Source organism: Wolbachia endosymbiont (group B) of Melanargia galathea (assembly GCF_964030625.1).
Lineage (GTDB): Bacteria > Pseudomonadota > Alphaproteobacteria > Rickettsiales > Anaplasmataceae > Wolbachia.
The window spans coordinates 1,533,649-1,550,695 of record NZ_OZ034910.1 but is presented as its reverse complement, the minus strand read 5'-3'; the positions used below and the strand labels follow the sequence as shown (position 1 = coordinate 1,550,695).

The 17,047-nt window shown below is 34.0% G+C and carries 15 protein-coding genes; 6 read left to right on the top strand and 9 right to left on the bottom strand.

The features are described 5' to 3' along the window. Nucleotides 1–171: 171 nt before the first annotated feature. Nucleotides 172–642, bottom strand: a complete 471-nt coding sequence (locus AAHF52_RS07185; protein ID WP_019236353.1) for a hypothetical protein — start codon at nt 640–642, stop codon at nt 172–174. Nucleotides 643–717: 75 nt separating this feature from the next. Here AAHF52_RS07185 and miaA point away from each other — a divergent pair, with 75 nt between their 5' ends. Then, nucleotides 718–1,611, top strand: coding sequence for a tRNA (adenosine(37)-N6)-dimethylallyltransferase MiaA (gene miaA, locus AAHF52_RS07180; RefSeq protein WP_214303411.1), 894 nt, complete (start codon nt 718–720; stop codon nt 1,609–1,611). A 358-nt stretch (nt 1,612–1,969) separates the two neighbouring features. Here the strand turns inward: miaA and AAHF52_RS07175 are convergent, their stop codons facing one another. From AAHF52_RS07175 to AAHF52_RS07155, 5 genes are all read right to left on the bottom strand, one after another. After that, nucleotides 1,970–3,532 carry a Mur ligase family protein gene (locus AAHF52_RS07175; protein WP_007302714.1) on the bottom strand — a complete coding sequence of 521 codons (1,563 nt, stop codon included), beginning with the start codon at nt 3,530–3,532 and terminating at the stop codon, nt 1,970–1,972. Beyond that, nucleotides 3,501–4,733, bottom strand: coding sequence for a cystathionine beta-lyase (gene metC / locus AAHF52_RS07170; protein ID WP_264376785.1), 1,233 nt, complete (start codon nt 4,731–4,733; stop codon nt 3,501–3,503). The genes AAHF52_RS07175 and metC overlap by 32 nt, the downstream gene beginning before the upstream one ends. 7 nt (nt 4,734–4,740) lie before the next feature. Beyond that, nucleotides 4,741–5,025: a BolA family protein gene (locus AAHF52_RS07165; RefSeq protein ID WP_342068411.1), complete on the bottom strand. Its 285-nt coding sequence runs from the start codon at nt 5,023–5,025 to the stop codon at nt 4,741–4,743. A gap of 72 nt (nt 5,026–5,097) precedes the next feature. Then, on the bottom strand, nt 5,098–7,011 hold the full coding sequence (dnaK, locus tag AAHF52_RS07160) for a molecular chaperone DnaK (protein ID WP_052264747.1): 1,914 nt from the start codon (nt 7,009–7,011) through the stop codon (nt 5,098–5,100). 73 nt (nt 7,012–7,084) lie between these two features. After that, nucleotides 7,085–8,833 carry an Rne/Rng family ribonuclease gene (locus AAHF52_RS07155; protein ID WP_052264748.1) on the bottom strand — a complete coding sequence of 583 codons (1,749 nt, stop codon included), beginning with the start codon at nt 8,831–8,833 and terminating at the stop codon, nt 7,085–7,087. Between the two features lie 149 nt (nt 8,834–8,982). Here AAHF52_RS07155 and rpmG point away from each other — a divergent pair, with 149 nt between their 5' ends. Beyond that, nucleotides 8,983–9,183, top strand: coding sequence for a 50S ribosomal protein L33 (gene rpmG / locus AAHF52_RS07150; protein ID WP_012481745.1), 201 nt, complete (start codon nt 8,983–8,985; stop codon nt 9,181–9,183). A gap of 709 nt (nt 9,184–9,892) precedes the next feature. Continuing rightward, nucleotides 9,893–10,189 carry a hypothetical protein gene (locus AAHF52_RS07145; RefSeq protein WP_007302708.1) on the top strand — a complete coding sequence of 99 codons (297 nt, stop codon included), beginning with the start codon at nt 9,893–9,895 and terminating at the stop codon, nt 10,187–10,189. 359 nt (nt 10,190–10,548) lie between these two features. Here AAHF52_RS07145 and AAHF52_RS07140 read toward each other — a convergent pair whose 3' ends face one another. After that, nucleotides 10,549–11,424, bottom strand: a complete 876-nt coding sequence (locus AAHF52_RS07140; RefSeq protein ID WP_127464163.1) for a zinc ABC transporter substrate-binding protein — start codon at nt 11,422–11,424, stop codon at nt 10,549–10,551. Between AAHF52_RS07140 and AAHF52_RS07135 the strand changes: the two genes are divergently transcribed. Both AAHF52_RS07135 and ubiB read left to right on the top strand, forming a co-directional pair. Further along, entirely contained in the window at nt 11,416–12,147 is a 732-nt protein-coding gene (locus tag AAHF52_RS07135) for a metal ABC transporter ATP-binding protein (protein WP_007302706.1), read from the top strand. The genes AAHF52_RS07140 and AAHF52_RS07135 overlap by 9 nt on opposite strands. Further along, nucleotides 12,144–13,565, top strand: a complete 1,422-nt coding sequence (gene ubiB / locus AAHF52_RS07130; RefSeq protein WP_012481747.1) for a 2-polyprenylphenol 6-hydroxylase — start codon at nt 12,144–12,146, stop codon at nt 13,563–13,565. Before AAHF52_RS07135 ends, ubiB begins: the two co-directional genes overlap by 4 nt. Before the next feature lie 143 nt (nt 13,566–13,708). Here ubiB and AAHF52_RS07125 read toward each other — a convergent pair whose 3' ends face one another. Beyond that, nucleotides 13,709–14,692 (bottom strand): hypothetical protein, encoded by a 984-nt coding sequence (locus tag AAHF52_RS07125; RefSeq protein WP_264376783.1) that lies wholly within the window; start codon nt 14,690–14,692, stop codon nt 13,709–13,711. A 349-nt stretch (nt 14,693–15,041) separates the two neighbouring features. Here AAHF52_RS07125 and AAHF52_RS07120 point away from each other — a divergent pair, with 349 nt between their 5' ends. Next, entirely contained in the window at nt 15,042–16,061 is a 1,020-nt protein-coding gene (locus AAHF52_RS07120; protein ID WP_342068410.1) for an IS110 family transposase, read from the top strand. A gap of 505 nt (nt 16,062–16,566) precedes the next feature. Here AAHF52_RS07120 and AAHF52_RS07115 read toward each other — a convergent pair. Then, entirely contained in the window at nt 16,567–17,034 is a 468-nt protein-coding gene (locus AAHF52_RS07115) for an ankyrin repeat domain-containing protein (protein ID WP_264376782.1), read from the bottom strand. Between the last annotated feature and the right edge of the window lie 13 nt (nt 17,035–17,047).

Below are 17,047 nucleotides of genomic sequence, written 5' to 3'. Positions count from 1 at the left end.
AAAATGCGAGTTTCCAATTTTTCTTTTCTCTCACTATTATTCATAAAAACCTCCAAGGTCAACATTATATACAAATTCAGCGCCAGCTTTCTGACGCAATAGTTCTCGAGGAATAACCCTTTTGAACTCTAAATTTGCAATGTTGTCCTTGTTGCTTTTACAACAGATTTACTACAATCCGAACTCCTCATTGATTTTATCGACTATCGTCTGTGGTGGATCATCTCCCCATCCTGAATATAAAATCTCTCCATAATCTGCAACATCTATAGAGCCAGTTCTACTTTTTGCCAGAAACATTTCTCTTTTATCTTTATCAACTAATACATAGTGCCAAGCTGATCTTCCTCGATCTTTACCACGAACTAGATATATGAGATCTGATCTACTTCTTCTTGTTGCATCAGCAAAGGATCTTTCATTGATAGTTCTGCTTTTACTCTTTATGCCGCCACTTTCAGAAAAAGCTTCCTTGGCTTCAGCTTTTTTGTTTGCCAATTCAGAAATTTTTCCTTTTGCTCCTAGTGCATGTTCTTTGGTATTTTGAGATGAATACTTACTGGAAAAACCTCCTCTTGTCTCATTAGAAGTCCTATTTGTAAAACGCTTAGTAAACGAGTTATCGTTATCATTTTCTGCCATAAAAGTCTCCAAATTTTAGATTGTAGAATCCAAATTTTTACTACACCCTATCATAGGTTAGTTAAATTAATATAAATGAAAGATAATATAGTAATTATTACAGGAATTACAGCCTCAGGTAAATCAGAATTATGCGATAACTTGATAAAAAAGTATAAAAACATTAGCATAATAAACTGTGACTCAAAGCAGTTATACAAAGAGATTCCCGTAATTACTGCTCAACCACCAAAGCAGAAAGAATTTTATAGGCTATACGGTTATGTTTCAGCAAGAGAAAATTATTCCGTAGGTTTATGGCTAGAGGATTTAAAGAGGGAAGTTAACAACGCGCTGAAAAATTCACGAATACCCATCATCACTGGAGGAAGTGGGCTTTACATTAGCAGCTTAATCAAGGGATTATCATCGATTCCACAAATAAGCCAGGAAGTGAGAGAAAACGTAAATGAACTTAGGAAAAATTTAAGTAAAGAGGAATTCTACAAATTAGTGCTAAGCAAAGATCCAAGGATTCAAGGTAAAATATTTATTAATGACTCACATCGCCTCTCAAGAGCACTTGAAGTTATCACTGAAACTGGCAAGACAATCTTTGTATGGCAAGAAAATAGACAGCCTCCTTTGTTCAATAATTTTAAGGTATATACAATTCTACCTAAACGTGAAGATATATACCGAAAAATAAATTCTCGTTTTATTGAAATGGTTGAAAATGGAGCAATTGATGAAGTAAAAAACCTACTTAGCATGAACCCATCTCCACATTTGCCAGCTATGAAAGCACATGGAGTACCAGAAATTATAAGATACTTAAAAGGGGAGATTACTTTAGACGAAGCAATACAGATTGCTCAAACAAACACAAGGCATTATGCAAAACGCCAGTACACTTGGTTTAAAAATCAATTTCCGAATTCTCAAGTGATTGACTGTGCAAATAAATTGACAGAATTTGGAATATTTTGATTATTATGTATTATATTGCTATGCCTATGCAAACTTTTCTTGATAGTATTAAACTTTTTTCTTAAAGAACTTTCATCATTGCCTAAATTGTGATTATTAAATTCTTTGTAAAAATATTCTTACTTATGAAGCGCTACTATACCTGTAAGAGCCTTTATCACTAAATGAACTATATCACGCAATATTTCATCCTAAATTTTTCTATATTCTCTCACTAATCTTGTAACCACAATCTCCACTTTCATATCCTTGTATAGCTCTTCTCATAATAGTAGGAACAAGATAAGATAGTGATTTAGTGTAACAAGAAGGTAAAAATGCCAGCAGCGTACAGTTATGACTTAAGGAAAAAAGCCATTCAGGCGTTGGATGAAGGAGAGAGCAAAACAGCAGTAGCAAATTTTTGGCCCTCTCTAATAACTTCAACATCACTAAATTCAAGGGATTGGCCTTCTATTATTTGGAATCTTTCATGTCCTTTTCCTGCAACTAGCAGAATCATATTTTCATCATGTGCTATATTTATACCTTTCTCTATAGCTTTTTTTCTATCTCCTATCTCCAGTGCATCAGGGCAATGTAACAAAATATCGTGACGAATTTTCCCCGGATCTTCATCGCGCGGATTGTCATCTGTGACTATAACTTTACCTGCAAGCATTTGTGCTATTTTACCCATCTCTGCACGTTTTGTTTGATCACGATTCCCGCCACAACCGAACACTAGAACTATCTTTTTATTGAAGTGCCATTTTAAAGACAACAGAGCTTGTTTGAGTGCACTTGGAGTATGAGCGTAATCGACAAATGCAAAAGTGTTCACTTTTTCCATTCTTCCAGATGGAGAAGCGAGTTTATCTATACACATTCTTTGATAGTCCATACCAGATGAAATAACTATACCGATTGCACACAACAAATTATATGCTTGAAATTGCCCAAAAATCGGAAAAAATGCGTTATAAATTTCATCACCGATTTGAATTGTCAGGTATTGACCATTGGCAGTGGGTATCTGCTTTAATAAAGTAATGTCAGAGTTTTTTTTTCCATAGGTTATAACTTTGTTGCCACGCTTTTCAGCTATGTTGAGCAACTCTCCATATTCGCCTATATCTGCATTTAAAATCGCTGTTTTTTCTTTTGGCAATACCTCATCAAACAACCTTTTCTTGGCCTCAAAATACTCATCGATACTTTTGTGATAGTCCAAATGATCTTGAGAGAAATTAGTAAAAGCTGCAGCATTGAGCCTGAGTCCATGGATTCTGTATTGATCGATTCCATGGCTTGAAGCTTCTAATGCTAAGTGTTCTACGTTCTTATTATTTATGTCACGCAATGTGGAATAAAGATCATCTGCACTTGGCGTTGTAAGGCTATTATCTTTTCTATTATTATTGACACATGTTCCCAGTGTTCCTATAGACGCTACATTATCTTGCCAAATCTGGCGACAAAATTCCACCACTGAAGTTTTACCATTCGTACCAGTTACAGCAGCAACATATTTAGGTTGTTTGAATTGATAAAACCTGCTGACTATTTCACTGTATATTCCTTGAGGGTCCGAGTGGTAAAGCACTGCAAAACTTGGAGTACTTGTCATTCGAGTAGCGGACACTGGAATCCAGTTTTCATTATACAATTGTCTAGTATGCTTGTTTACAATTAAATTTTCTGGATCCCAGTGTCTGAGCACTGGGATGACATCTTTCTTGGCCCCTTGTATTACAACGTCTACACAGTTGTGTACACATCCATTAGGAAGACATGTTACGTGTTCTTTACTCCTTTCTGACACACAAACAAAAAGGTAACCTTCTTTAACTCTCTTAGGATTACATGTGACGCCTTTGATTTCAATATCAAAGTCAGCATTTACAATGTTATGCAGTAGCTCTTTCAGTCTCACAATCATCTTTAACACTTGAACATGGCAGTCTTATTAATGCAGTATTCAAGTCAAAAATCAAATCTTCAGGATCTTCTAGTCCGCAAAATATTCGCACAAAACTTCCACCATAATCTGAATTCATTACAGATCTTGACATAGATCTATGTTCTATTGGTAATATCAAACTGTCACATCCTCCCCAAGAAGCACCGATGCCAAAAATTTTCATGTGATCAACCATGCAGCTTAGTTCCTCACATGAATATTCTCTATCGAGTACTATACTAAATACGCTACTTGCCCCTTTGAAATAACTTTTCCATAAATCATGCTGAGAATAGGAAAAAAGTGCGGGGTATAAGACTTTTTTGATTTTTGGATGTTTTTCCAGCCACTTTGCTACTTGCATTGCTGTACTTTGATGCTTCCTCATGCGTGTTTGCAGTGTTCTAAGTCCCCTGTGTGCAAGGTAACAGTCATGCGATTGAATGGTGACTCCATAATTTTTATAGCTCTCATAAAGCAATTTAAAAATTTTACCTTCAGCAACCATAGCTCCCATCACTAAATCTGAGTGACCGGCTAGATACTTTGTCACCGCATATAGTGCAATATCAATTCCATAATCAAGCGGCTTAAACAACAAAGGAGTGGCCCATGAATTGTCACAAACGGTTACAATTCCACGTTCTTTAGCAACTTTTACTATATGCTCTACATTCGAAATCTCAAACGTTATAGAACCAGGCGTCTCAATCATGATGAGTGAAGTGTTACTCTGAACTAAATCAGTTATATCCTGTGTCGGATCATAAAAAGTTACTTCTACTCCTCTTTTTGGTAGTTCATTTTCGGCAAATCTCTTTAGCCTATAATAACTATTATCTTGTATCAGAACATGCGAACCTGCTGTAGTGAAAGTCAAAATAGCAAAAGTAAGTGCAAATAATCCAGAAGGGTAGATGAGTGCTTGTCCCCTACCCTCAATTTCAGCCAGTGCATTTGAAAAATAATGAACAGTAGGCGTACCAACATTACTATAGCTGTAATCCCTTGCAACACCATCATTGATCACATCATATATACTCTCCCCATTCGCTGCACTTAAGTAATCCTTGTAAGTAGGAAATAATATGGTAGAAGAATGATAAACTGGTGGGTTCATCGATCCTTTATAATCATTAAATTTTCTTCCTGCTTTAACTAATAAAGACTCTTCTCTCACGTTTCTACTATTTATTTTTTAGATTGTATTCGCTTTGCATATACAAGTGAAGAGAAATCGCATGTAATCGCTCTATTTCACTCTTTAATAATTCATAGATCAATTTATGCCTCTTTAAAGAGCTCATTCCAGAAAAGTCGTTAGATATTAATACTAATTTGATATGTGAAGGTAGTGTCGAAGAAGAAACAAAATAATGATCTACATGCTTTGCTGATTCATCGATAATATTAATATCAATTACACCTATTGAATCGCGTAATTTTTCTTCTATTGTCTTAATAATATCCACAATAGTTCCTTTAAGCAACAATACGCTCCTCTTGTCATCCCACAGTATCTGGGCACTGGGATGACAATCGAATTACTTATTCTCTTCTTTATTATCCATGTCTTGATAATCAGAATCTACTACTTTTTCTTCCTCATTATTTGTTGTGGATGAGCTTTCTCCACCTTGTTGTTGTTGAGATTCCTTATACATAGCTTCTCCAAGCTTCATAGAAAGTTGAGAAAGATTAGTAACCTTCTGTTGTATTGAATCAGCATCATCAATATTATCAGACTTACTAACTTCCTTTAATTCATTAACTGCATTCTCAATAGCAGATTTATCTTCTGGAGAAATTTTATCACCATATTCTGTCAAAGATTTTTCTGTAGAATGAACTAAACTATCCGCTTGATTCTTCACTTCAATAAATTTCTTACGCTTTTCATCTTCTTGTGCTTTTTCCTCAGCTTCTCTCACCATCCGATTTATTTCATCCTCCGATAAACCACCTGAAGACTGAATACGTATTTTTTGCTCTTTTCCAGTAGCTTTATCCTTTGCAGAAACATGCGCTATTCCATTTGCATCTATATCAAATGTCACCTCAATTTGAGGAACCCCGCGAGGAGCAGGTGGTATTCCTTCTAAACTAAACTGACCAAGCAGCTTATTATCAATCGCCAATTTTCTTTCACCTTGATGTACCTTAATTGTAACGGCTGTTTGGTTATCTTCTGCAGTTGAAAACACCTGAGATTTTTTTGTGGGAATAGTAGTATTACGTTCAATAAGTGGAGTGAATACTCCACCTAGAGTTTCAATACCAAGAGAAAGTGGAGTTACGTCAAGTAGTAATACATCTCTTACATCACCTTGAATGATTCCCGCCTGTATTGCAGCTCCAATTGCTACAACTTCATCAGGGTTAACCCCTCTGTGTGGATCTTTGCCAAAGAATTCTTTAACTTTCTCTATGACTTTTGGCATACGAGTCATGCCACCAACAAGAACTACTTCACCAATTTGACTAGCAGACAAACCAGCATCTTCAAGAGCTTTTTTGCAAGGAATTATAGTCCTTTCAATTAAATCATTCACTAAACTTTCAAGCTTTGCTCTTGTTAGCTTCATATTTAAGTGTTTTGGGCCACTTGCATCAGCTGTAACAAACGGTAGATTTACTTCTGTTTCCATTGCACTTGACAATTCTACCTTTGCTTTTTCTGCAGCTTCTTTGATTCTTTGCATAGCCATTGGATCGTTTTTCAAATCAATGCCATTACTTTTCTTGAATTCACCCAGTAAATAATTTACTACTGCATTATCGAAGTCTTCCCCTCCAAGGTGAGTATCACCATTTGTAGCCTTTACTTCAAAAACTCCGTCACCTATTTCAAGAACTGAAACATCAAATGTACCACCACCAAGATCATACACTACTATTGTGTGTCCGTGCTTTTTATCAAGACCATAAGCAAGTGCTGCAGCAGTTGGTTCGTTAATTATTCTGAGGACATTTAATCCAGCAATTTTTCCTGCATCTTTTGTTGCTTGACGTTGAGAATCATTGAAGTACGCCGGCACTGTTATCACAGCATCCTTTACTTCTTCCCCAAGATAAGCCTCAGCTGCTTCTTTCAGGTTTTGTAGTATAAATGCACCAATTTGACTAGGAGAGTATTCTTTACCATCAGTTGTTTTAACCCATGCATCACCATTTTTTGCTGCAAATACCTTATACGGTACACCTAGATTCTTCATTTCAGGATCGCTATATTGGCGACCTATCAATCTCTTAGTTGCAAAAAAAGTATTATTTGCATTGGTAGTTGCTTGCCTTTTTGCTGGAGCGCCAATCAACCTTTCTCCAGATGAAGTAAATGCAACTATAGATGGAGTAGTTCTTGCTCCTTCTTTATTCTCAATTACTTTTGTATCCTTGCCTTGCATTATTGCAACACAAGAATTTGTTGTTCCAAGATCTATACCTATTGCTCTTCCCATAATGAATACTCCCTTTTAAATATTATCTGATGTAAAATATATAAGTATAAAACTCGTTAATTACAAGTCCCGTTTAGTTGTTAGAGCCCAAAAGGCGCGAAAGCCATTTAGTTAACCAAAAGTTGCCCGGTAGTTTACCAGCTTCTTTATCCCTGCTATTCACAATTTGACATCCAGAATTCTGCAATGGCTTATAATCATTAAAATTAATATGGTCTCCTTGCTTTAAAATAAATGTATCTGCATCTAAACTATTATCAATACTAACATTTAATGTAATATTGAACTCTTTTTCGATTGTAGAAACCATATCACGCTTATTATTAAAAATGTGCGCTATAACTGCACTGCGTGCTATTAAATCAAAGGACTTATTTTGATTTTTATTAGCAATATGTTGCAAATCCCTTAGTATCGATGCAACAACCACTTCGTTTGATTTCACTCTTCCAATACCTTTACAGCGTAAGCACTCTGTAGTATTAATTTCCTGTATATTTGGTTTAATTCTTTGTCTTGAAAAGACCATTAAACCAAAGTCATTGATAAAGCTAAATTGAACTTTAGCTTTATCATCTTTAAACGCCTGCTTGATAGCAAATTCAACATTTTTGCAATACTCAAGTTTCAACATGTCAATAAAATCAACAACTATTAACCCTGATAAGCCCCTGAGATTCGCTTGCCTTGATATTTCAGATAATGCCTCCATATTAGTTCTATAAGCTGTTTCTTCTATGTTATCTTCTCCTGTCATTTTCCCTGAATTTACGTCTATTGAAACAAATGCCTCAGTTAAGGTTATCACCAAAGACCCACCAGATGGCAATTCTACTCTATTGCTATATAATTCAGAAATTTGATCTTCGACTCGATAGTAAGTAAAGATTGGAACAGAACCTCTATATAATCTAGGACGCAATTTTCCTTGTAACACATTTTTAGTGTATTTTCTTACCGCTTCACAAACTTCTCTATCAGATACTATAATTTCTGTATCATTACTACAAAAGTCACGTACAGATCTCATAACTACATCTGCTTCGTTGTAAATTAATGATGGAACATTTAAAGAAGAGAAGTTTTGCTGGATATTTTGCCATAATAAGGTCAAATTATTGTAATCTTGCTCAATTTCTTTCTTACTTTTTCCTGCACCAACAGTTCTTACTATTAAACCTGAGCCTTTTGGTAAATTTATTGAATTTAATATATCCTTTAACTGTTTTCTAACGTTGGTATCTTCAATTCTGCGAGATACTCCACCCCTACTTATGGAATTGGGCATGAAAACACAGTATCTACCGACCAAAGTTACGTATGTTGTAAATGAAGCTCCTTTATTTCCTCGTTCTTCTTTAGTTAATTGAACCAATAACTTTTGATTTACTGAAATCACATCTTGTAACTTATATTTTCTATGTAAAGGTACCTCCCTCACAAAACCACTGCTGGATTCATTACTAGCTGTAGAATCTAGGCCTTCTTCTGTGCAATTATCATTTGAACAGTCCACACCGCTCGAATAGTCTTCATCAGGGAAAATTTCCTTCTCTTTTTCTGGAATATTAAAATAATTTAGAGATATCTCAGAAAAAGACAAAAAACCTTGCTTATTTTTTCCATACTCAATGAACACGGCCTGCAAAGCAGGCTCTATACGCTTTACATAAGCAACGTATATATTACCTCTTAATTGTTTTTTTTCCTTGAATTCTTGTTCAAACTCTACAACCCTACCATTAACTAGTAGGGCAACCCTTACCTCGTTAGAACAGGTAGTACTTTCTATCAACAATAACCTTTTGCCATCACTCACCACTTATTTACCGTCTACTTTTCATTCTGAAATGTTCTTATACTACTTAATATATTATTGATTGTCAAGAATTTTGCGATCTGCATTATTGGGTTGACTTTCAGTGTTTTGCGTAATAAACTTGCATAGAGTTTATTATGTCACTAACAATTATGGCGAAAAAAAATGCTTCTTTGCTTGTCAAGCTAGTTAGCACTGCAACTAAAACAACAAAAACTGGAGAAGAGAAACTAACAGGCTATTTTTGTGTAAAAAAACGTAATCCTAAGAACCTTCCCAAGAAGCTCGAGTTTAGGAAGTATGACCCAGTGGTCAGAAGACACGTATTATTTAAAGAAGAAAAATTAAAGTAAGTATATTATCATGCAAAGCTTACAGCTAAAAGGAGTGTAGCTTATTGCTCACTAGTTATACTGTTTTGCATTAGAGAAAGTCTGTTTGAGGTTTTGAAAGATTACGGTAACTTATATAAGTTACGGGAAATTGAGCCACCTGAATAAGGGCTGAAAATGGTAGCGTTTTTGTCCTGATCTGGTCTTTTTATTGCTTAAATGGGACTTGATCTGACACTTTAAATGATCCAGATAGTCTATATACCATCACACTCTGGGACCATACACTTAGAGGTTGTTCACAAACTTTTGAATTCTTTTGTTAAACTTTTACAGAAAAAAATTGCTTGCGCATATTTTAAATCTGACTATAATCATAGTAAAAGATATTTTAAGAGCTCAAAATTTATCTTTATCTGCAGACTTTTTTCATTAAATTCATTAAAAAATGTGGCGTATCTTCTTCAGCGTACGTAGGTGCACACACATACTTAATCTCTGTCGTATGTGCGCCGCACTTTTTTTCTAATCTTTTTTACACAGGAGGATTTTATGTCCAGAATTCCAGATACTTGATCTTTACTTTAGCTAAAAACCAATAGGCGCCTATGGTTTTTATAAAGAAAGTTTAGAAAATAACCAAAAACCACTTGCCATAAAAAGTAACTATATTAGTATAATATTCACATTTATATGTTAATATAGATATAATAAGATTAAGGATTATATTATGGTAAAATTTACACAAGATTCTGCTTCATTGACATTGCATGGTGTTGATTTACTTAATTTGTGCCACAGACAGTGTGAAAATAAATACGAGGGTAATGATTTATTGACAAAAATTAATAGATCTTGGTGTAAGGCTGACTGTAATAGAAATATTAAAGCTCCTGAACACCATTCACCAGAAAAAGTAACACTTAGTGAACAGTTAACAGATATTGCAAGTAATCTCCGTTTTGAGAGCATAAAATTATCGCTTATATCAGATGAAATAGACAATTACAATTCAATGTCTTTTTAATTAGAGTAAAAGAAGATATTGGTTATCTTCTTTTTTTTGTTTCTATGATTAACTACTTGAATTTAAGTTCGTTCAGGCAAGATAATTATGAGTAAAAATAGCAGATGCAAGTAGCTGGCACACAGCTGTACGAGCATTCATTTTTGAGGGCATAGCAAATGGTGTCATTCAAGTAGCTGACATTGGCTTGCCCTAATCTCATCAAGAACGTTGTGCTTTAACATAATATTTTTATGCTTACCAACTTAACTGAATCCCAGACTGGGATGATATACTTCTGGTAGATAATGTCGGTATAGTTGTGATTGGAATAGAAAGCACTAAGTTTGCAATGCTATCTGAATAGATAAAAGAACTCATTACTCAGTGAAACAAGACTTGAAATTTTGTGCAATGCTGCTGATTATATCTAGATATGCATCCTTTCCAGGCTCTACATCTGATCCAATAGGATCAAGAATCACCATTTTTACGTCACTAGAAAAGACATTAGGCTTTATGCTATCCTCTCGTGAATGAGAAACAATACATTTAACGTTTTCCTCTTTCATTACCTTTTTTAATTTCATTAAACTCTTCATACCTATGTAAGAATCTTCTTCTATAGAAAGAATGGCGCTTGGGTAACTTAAATCAAAATATTTTTCGAAATATTGATAAGCATCGTGAGTAACTATGTATTTTTGATTTTTTAACTCATCCAATTCTTTCGTAATTTTTTCTACTTCTTGGTCTATCTTTCTTATAGCCTCCTCTGCGTTAGTATTGTATCGATAGGCATTTTCTTTATCTATATTAGATAATGTTGCACTGATAGAAAGTATCATACTTTTTGCATTTTCAGGATTCAGCCAAATATGCAAATCTTTTTCATCTTGAATGTGACTAGAAAATGAATGTGTTCGAGCAGGAAGTAGATCGATTGCACTTGATAGCGGTATTAACTTCTTATTTTCTTTAGCGAAAGTTTTAATGAATGTTTCCAAAGAATCATCGATATAAAATATAATATTGCTAGATTCTAATTTACTTGCGTCTGAAGGCCTGAGCATGTAGTTATGTTCAGACACTACTTCGTACATTAGTAGTTCTGGCTTTGAAATTCCATCTGTAACAGAAGCTACAAGTGAGTGTATAGGTTTGATTGTAGCTACAATTTTTAAATTGGATGAAAAGGCACTATTGTAGTATAATGTAAATGAAAGTAATAGAAAAAAAAACAGTAAATGTCTCATATAAATGTTGAGAAGAAGTCAATTTTTGCCAAAAAATTAAGTAGTGTCAATAACTGCATTCTAAAAATAGAAAACCTTACTCTTTCATACGGTAACAAAAAAGTTCTTGATAATATCAACATATCAGTACAAAGAGGAGATATAGTTACAATACTTGGTCCAAATGGCGGAGGTAAAACCTCTTTAGTGAAAGCAGTTGCTGGTATAAATAAAGGTTTTATTGGCAGTATTGTATTCGCTGACAATATAAAAATTAGCTATATGCCACAAAATTTTAGTATTGGTAATTTGATGCCAATAACAGTTGAGTCTTTCCTTTTCAATAGCTCCTCGAAGAAATTGAAGAAAAATCAACCCATTGTTACAGAAGCAATAGAATTGGTTGGTATCGGTAACATCCTAAAAAATCAAGTATTAGAAATCTCTGCAGGACAAACACAATTACTGCTGCTTGCACGCTGTTTAATTTCAGAATCTGATTTGATCATTTTAGATGAGCCAGTCAGTGCAATGGATATTAACGCACGATCTAAATTTTATGATATTATAAATAAAATCGCAAAAGAACGATCAGTGTCGATTCTCATGACTTCTCATGACCTTAACTCTGCTCTACCATCCTCAGATTACATAATTTGCATAAATAATACTATCTATTATCAAGGTAAACCTGATGAAATTATGGAGATAAATGAAATATTTGGCAGTTACGCAGCGAAATGATTCAAAATATTCTACGTCTTCTGCAAATAACTACAGTGCTAACACGCTACAATGTGTTACCTTATTTACTTCCACCATCAAAAAAATCAATAAATAAAATACAAGGTCATAAACTAAAGCGTGCTCTTGAAAGATTAGGTCCGGTGTTCATTAAATTTGGGCAATCCATTTCATCACGCACTGATATTTTAAATGAGGACATAACAAATAACTTGCTATTGATATGTGATAGATTGCCATCATTTTCGTATAAAATAGCAGTTAAAACTATAGAAAGTGAGTTTAATTGTAAATTAAGCGATATTTTTTCAAGTTTTTCTGAAAAGCCAATTGCAGCAGCATCAATTTCTCAGGTGCATAGAGCAGTTACAATTGAGGGTAAGGAAGTTGCTGTAAAGGTTTTGAGGCCAAATATTGAGAAAACATTCTCAAGGGATATAAAAATGCTTTCTTGGCTTGCAGAAATTGCAGAAAAATTTAGTGAACAATCAAAAAGGCTGAAGCCAGTTGAATTAGTCAAAACTTTTGCTGAAATTTGCCGATTAGAGTTAGATCTACGCTTTGAGGCTGCCCACTCTTCGGAACTGAAGGAAAATACTAAACATGACAGAGGTTTCTACGTACCTGAAATAGATTGGAGTAGAACTTCAAAAAAGGTTTTAACATTAGAATGGATGGAAGCTATACCAATATACGAAGTTGAAAAGCTGAATAACCGAAAGCAAATAGCTATCAATCTTATAGAATCTTTTTGTAATCAGGTATATAGGGATTGTTTTTTTCATGCTGATATGCATCCTGGAAATTTAATGATCGATAGTAATAACAATATTATTGCCCTGGATTGTGGAATCATGGGTAGAATAGATCGTGAGACATGCTATTACGTTATAGAGATACTCAAAGGCTTTTTAAATAGGGATTATGATCACGTTGCAAAAATGCACTTTAGAGCCGGTTATGTTCCATCACAGCATAGAAATTTTGTTACAGCTTGCAGAGCAATAGGTGAACCCATTGTTGGACAGCCTATACAGAAGATTTCATTTGCTCGATTACTTACTCAGCTACTAAAAATAACTGGTGATTTTGATATGAAAGTTCAAACACAATTGTTATTGCTGCAGAAAACTATGATTTTATTAGAAGGAACATGTAGGAAAGTCTATCCAGAAATCAATATGTGGAAAGTAGTTGAAACATGGATAAACAATCAACATGAAAGTAAAATAGGGTATAGGGAAAAAATTAAAAGCTCTTATCCCATAAAAGCAATTCAGGGAATATTTAGCCTTATAGAAAAATTAAACCTAATAGCTGACAAAAAATTACAGGTGAAAAATAAATCAAATGGAAAAGCCTACTTTTTACTTTGGTCTGTAATTATAATTCTCATCGTTAAACTTTTAATTTCTTGAACTAAAAGATAATAGAAGCAAGTTTACAACAACTATTTCAGTCTTGAAACCACTCAGGTTTACATTCACTCGAATTATCAAGGTATTTTCAGGATGTACAAAAATTTTCAGAAGAGTTTAGACAAGAAGTAAAAACCTTAACTCTATCTTAAACTGATAACATTACCAAATTCAGTGCTTATCACATCACTCAGTACTGTACTTGCTTTATATGAACAGTAGCATCCAATTGTAAGGAAGACAAATGCAGCTACAGCAAGTGAAATACATATTTCTAAATTCGATATTGTTAAACATGCACCAATAGCAAACGCTCCAGATAACACAAAAGAGGCAGAGGCATAGTTACTTTGCCTTCTATTATAAATGCTTGCTTCTGAAAGTTTTCTGTTTTTGTTATTTAAGTCTTGATTTTGAGTTTGAAGTTCTGATCTCTGTTGACTAAAATCCCTTTTTAACTGTGAAATTTTGTTAGTGTCTCTTTCACTTACAACCCTATCCAACTCTTGCTCTTTTTTTCTAAGTTGAGTTTTTGTTCTTTCAAGCTCATCTCTAAGGTTTTTAAGTTGACTTTTTTCTCTAGTAAGTCGAGCTACTTGATCAGTGAGAGTGTGAATTCTTTCCTGATTACCCTGCCTTACTTGTCTCAACTCCTTTTCTAACTGTGAAATTTTGTCAGTGTCTCTTGTTCTTTCATCTACGGTCCTATTCAACTCTTGCTCTTTTTCTGCAAGTTGAGCCTTTGTTCTTTCAAGTTCACCTTCCAGGTTTTCAAGTCGCTGCAATTCTTGAGCAATAAACTCATCGTTTATTTCTGATTGAACATTATGTGTATTTGCTACAGGTTGCTCTGCACTTGCAGGAAATTTCTCATTGAGATAATTTTTAATAGATTCACTTGGATTATTAACATTCCCCAACACAGCGTTGACAATTGCACGATTTATGAAGCAGTGATCTTCTACTAATTCTTTTACATCACCCAAATCTTTTCTATTAATAGCATCAGTTAATCGCTCTTTCATAGCTTGTTCAATGATTTGCTTCAATCTTGAATTTTGCTCTATAGCTGGTATTGGTTTTATTTGACTAAAATCTAGCTCTTTATGTTTTAAAAGTTTAGTCAATACTTCCTCGTTATCTTCTGTTATTCCTTGTAAACATGATTTGATAATCAGGCTAAGTGGTGTTTCTATTTCTTCATTTGAATTTCTTTTCCAACAATTAGGGTTGAGTTCTTGATTTAATAGTCTTTTTGCTCGGTCAATATTTCTGTTAGAAAGAACATCTAATAATTCTTTTCCTGTTTGTGCTTTTTGTATTTCTATCGTAAGGTGCGAAAAATTTTTATCCTGTACATACTGTAATTGCTATTGAATGATGGAGAGACATACTCCATTATTTTAGCACGAAGTAACAAATTCAATGAATTAGTTCTTCAAGAATAATTTAAACTTTTACAGTAGGAGTAGTCTCATGAAACATTATAGCGGGTTAGATGTCTCACTCAAAGAAACTTTTATTAGTATCATTGATGAGAAAGGAAAAATTGTTAAAGAAGGGGTTGTTGCAAGTGAAAGCAGTGCAATAGCTGAGTTTCTGCTTGGTCAAAACAAAAAATACGAGTCCATAGGAATAGAAAGCGGGCAATTATCAATATCGATGTGCAAAGAGTTGAGGAATCTTGGATTACCAGTAACTTGTGTAGATGCAAGGCATATGGCAGCAGCATTATCTGCGAGAATCAATAAGAATGATAAAAATGATGCAAGAGGCATAGCACAAATGATGAGAGTTGGGCTATTTAAGGAGGTATTAGTAAAATCAGACGAAGCTTGTCAGGTTAAAATAATACTTGGAAGCAGAAGACAATTAATACGTTGCAGAGAGCAAATTGCGGGAACAATAAGGGGATTACTGAAAATATACGGGATAAAAGTTAATCAACGTCTTAGTTCTGCAAACTTTGCTTTAAAAGTGCAAGAAATGGTTAATAATCTAGATGAAATTAGCCAAACCTCAATTGAATCATTAGTACATAGTTTAGAAATAATAGAAGAATCAATAAGAAAACTTGATAAAATGCTCTCAGAACAAAGCAAAAAAGATGAGGATTGTAAATTATTAACTACTGTTCCAGGAGTTGGTATTATAGTAGCAATGACATATAAAGCTGCAATAGATGATCTGCATAGGTTTGAAACATCTTATACAGTTGGAGCCTATATGGGATTAAGTCCAAGACAGTACGCTTCTGGTGAGATTGATCGACACGGAAGTATATCAAAAATGGGACCAGTGGACTGTAGGAATATGTTATATGAAGCCGCGCAGGTCTTACTGGTAAAATGTAAAAGGATATTTAAATTAAGAAGCTGGGGATTGAAGCTTAAAAAGAAAAAGGGCATGAAAAAAGCAATTGTTGCAGTAGCAAGAAAATTAGCCGTGATTATGCATAAGATGCTAATCGATAGAAAAGAGTTTTGCTATCAATAAACACTAAAGAAGTATAAAACAATAATTTTACTGAAAGTAAAGATAGCAATGCCGATGGAAGGGATAAGCAAGAGGATAAGTTGAAGCATAGACTTCGTGGCGTACATGTTGCCGTCCACTTCCGCCTAACAAGTATAGTGCGGCTTGGCTACAATATGAATTAGCCATATTAGACCGCGGAGAGAACAATGGAAGCATGCTACTTTTAACTTATGTAAAATCATTAAGACTATAGAGGAAAAGAATGATACCTTAGTTTTTATAAGCTTAATGAATATGTGGATAAATACTTTAAGTTTGTGTGGACGTATTTATCCACATATTCATTGGCTACATAGTTTAAAAGAGATTAATTGGAAATTAGTGTTGATGTTTTTATTGCCAATAAAACCTCTTTTGATTGAATAAGATAATACAATAATAAATAAAAGGTTGTATTAGAGCTGAATTTTACATCAAAAAATATTTTTCATGATACAAAAAATTATTGTTGACTTTTATGCAATTAGAGAACTTGTCCAATTTTTCTAATATATTCTTCAGGAGTATGAGAGAAATTACCTTGAAAATCTATACGATGAATATTTTTAATATTCACATTCAAACCAGTATGTCTAAGTAAAATCTGTACAAAATTTCTATTTTCCATGCGCAAGGCTAGATGTAGAGCTGTATTGTTTTCTTTAGTTTCTTGAGCATTAATCTTTAAACTTTGATGTTGCAAAAGCAACGTCATCATTTTCAAGTGTGTAGGACTATCATCACCATTCATGATAATAGTCATTAATGGTGTATATCCCTTATCAAACGCATTAACATTCGCACCTTCTGCTAGAGCTCGCTCAAAATCTCCTAGATTTTCATCATCAATAGCTTCAAATAATTTTGTTGTTGATTGTCCTGAAGTTGTTTGGTTTTGAGCTCGTCCATTAACAAACCTTCTTTCAAAAGTTACATTACTTCCCGAAAGCATACTAAATTCTCCA

Coding starts and splice junctions, on each gene's coding strand:
- AAHF52_RS07185 (WP_019236353.1), bottom strand. CDS start 642: ATGGCAGAAAATGATAACGATAACTCGTTTACTAAGCGTTTTACAAAT.
- miaA (WP_214303411.1), top strand. CDS start 718: ATGAAAGATAATATAGTAATTATTACAGGAATTACAGCCTCAGGTAAA.
- AAHF52_RS07175 (WP_007302714.1), bottom strand. CDS start 3,532: ATGATTGTGAGACTGAAAGAGCTACTGCATAACATTGTAAATGCTGAC.
- dnaK (WP_052264747.1), bottom strand. CDS start 7,011: ATGGGAAGAGCAATAGGTATAGATCTTGGAACAACAAATTCTTGTGTT.
- rpmG (WP_012481745.1), top strand. CDS start 8,983: ATGGCGAAAAAAAATGCTTCTTTGCTTGTCAAGCTAGTTAGCACTGCA.
- AAHF52_RS07145 (WP_007302708.1), top strand. CDS start 9,893: ATGGTAAAATTTACACAAGATTCTGCTTCATTGACATTGCATGGTGTT.
- AAHF52_RS07135 (WP_007302706.1), top strand. CDS start 11,416: ATGTCTCATATAAATGTTGAGAAGAAGTCAATTTTTGCCAAAAAATTA.
- AAHF52_RS07140 (WP_127464163.1), bottom strand. CDS start 11,424: ATGAGACATTTACTGTTTTTTTTTCTATTACTTTCATTTACATTATAC.
- ubiB (WP_012481747.1), top strand. CDS start 12,144: ATGATTCAAAATATTCTACGTCTTCTGCAAATAACTACAGTGCTAACA.
- AAHF52_RS07120 (WP_342068410.1), top strand. CDS start 15,042: ATGAAACATTATAGCGGGTTAGATGTCTCACTCAAAGAAACTTTTATT.
- AAHF52_RS07115 (WP_264376782.1), bottom strand. CDS start 17,034: ATGCTTTCGGGAAGTAATGTAACTTTTGAAAGAAGGTTTGTTAATGGA.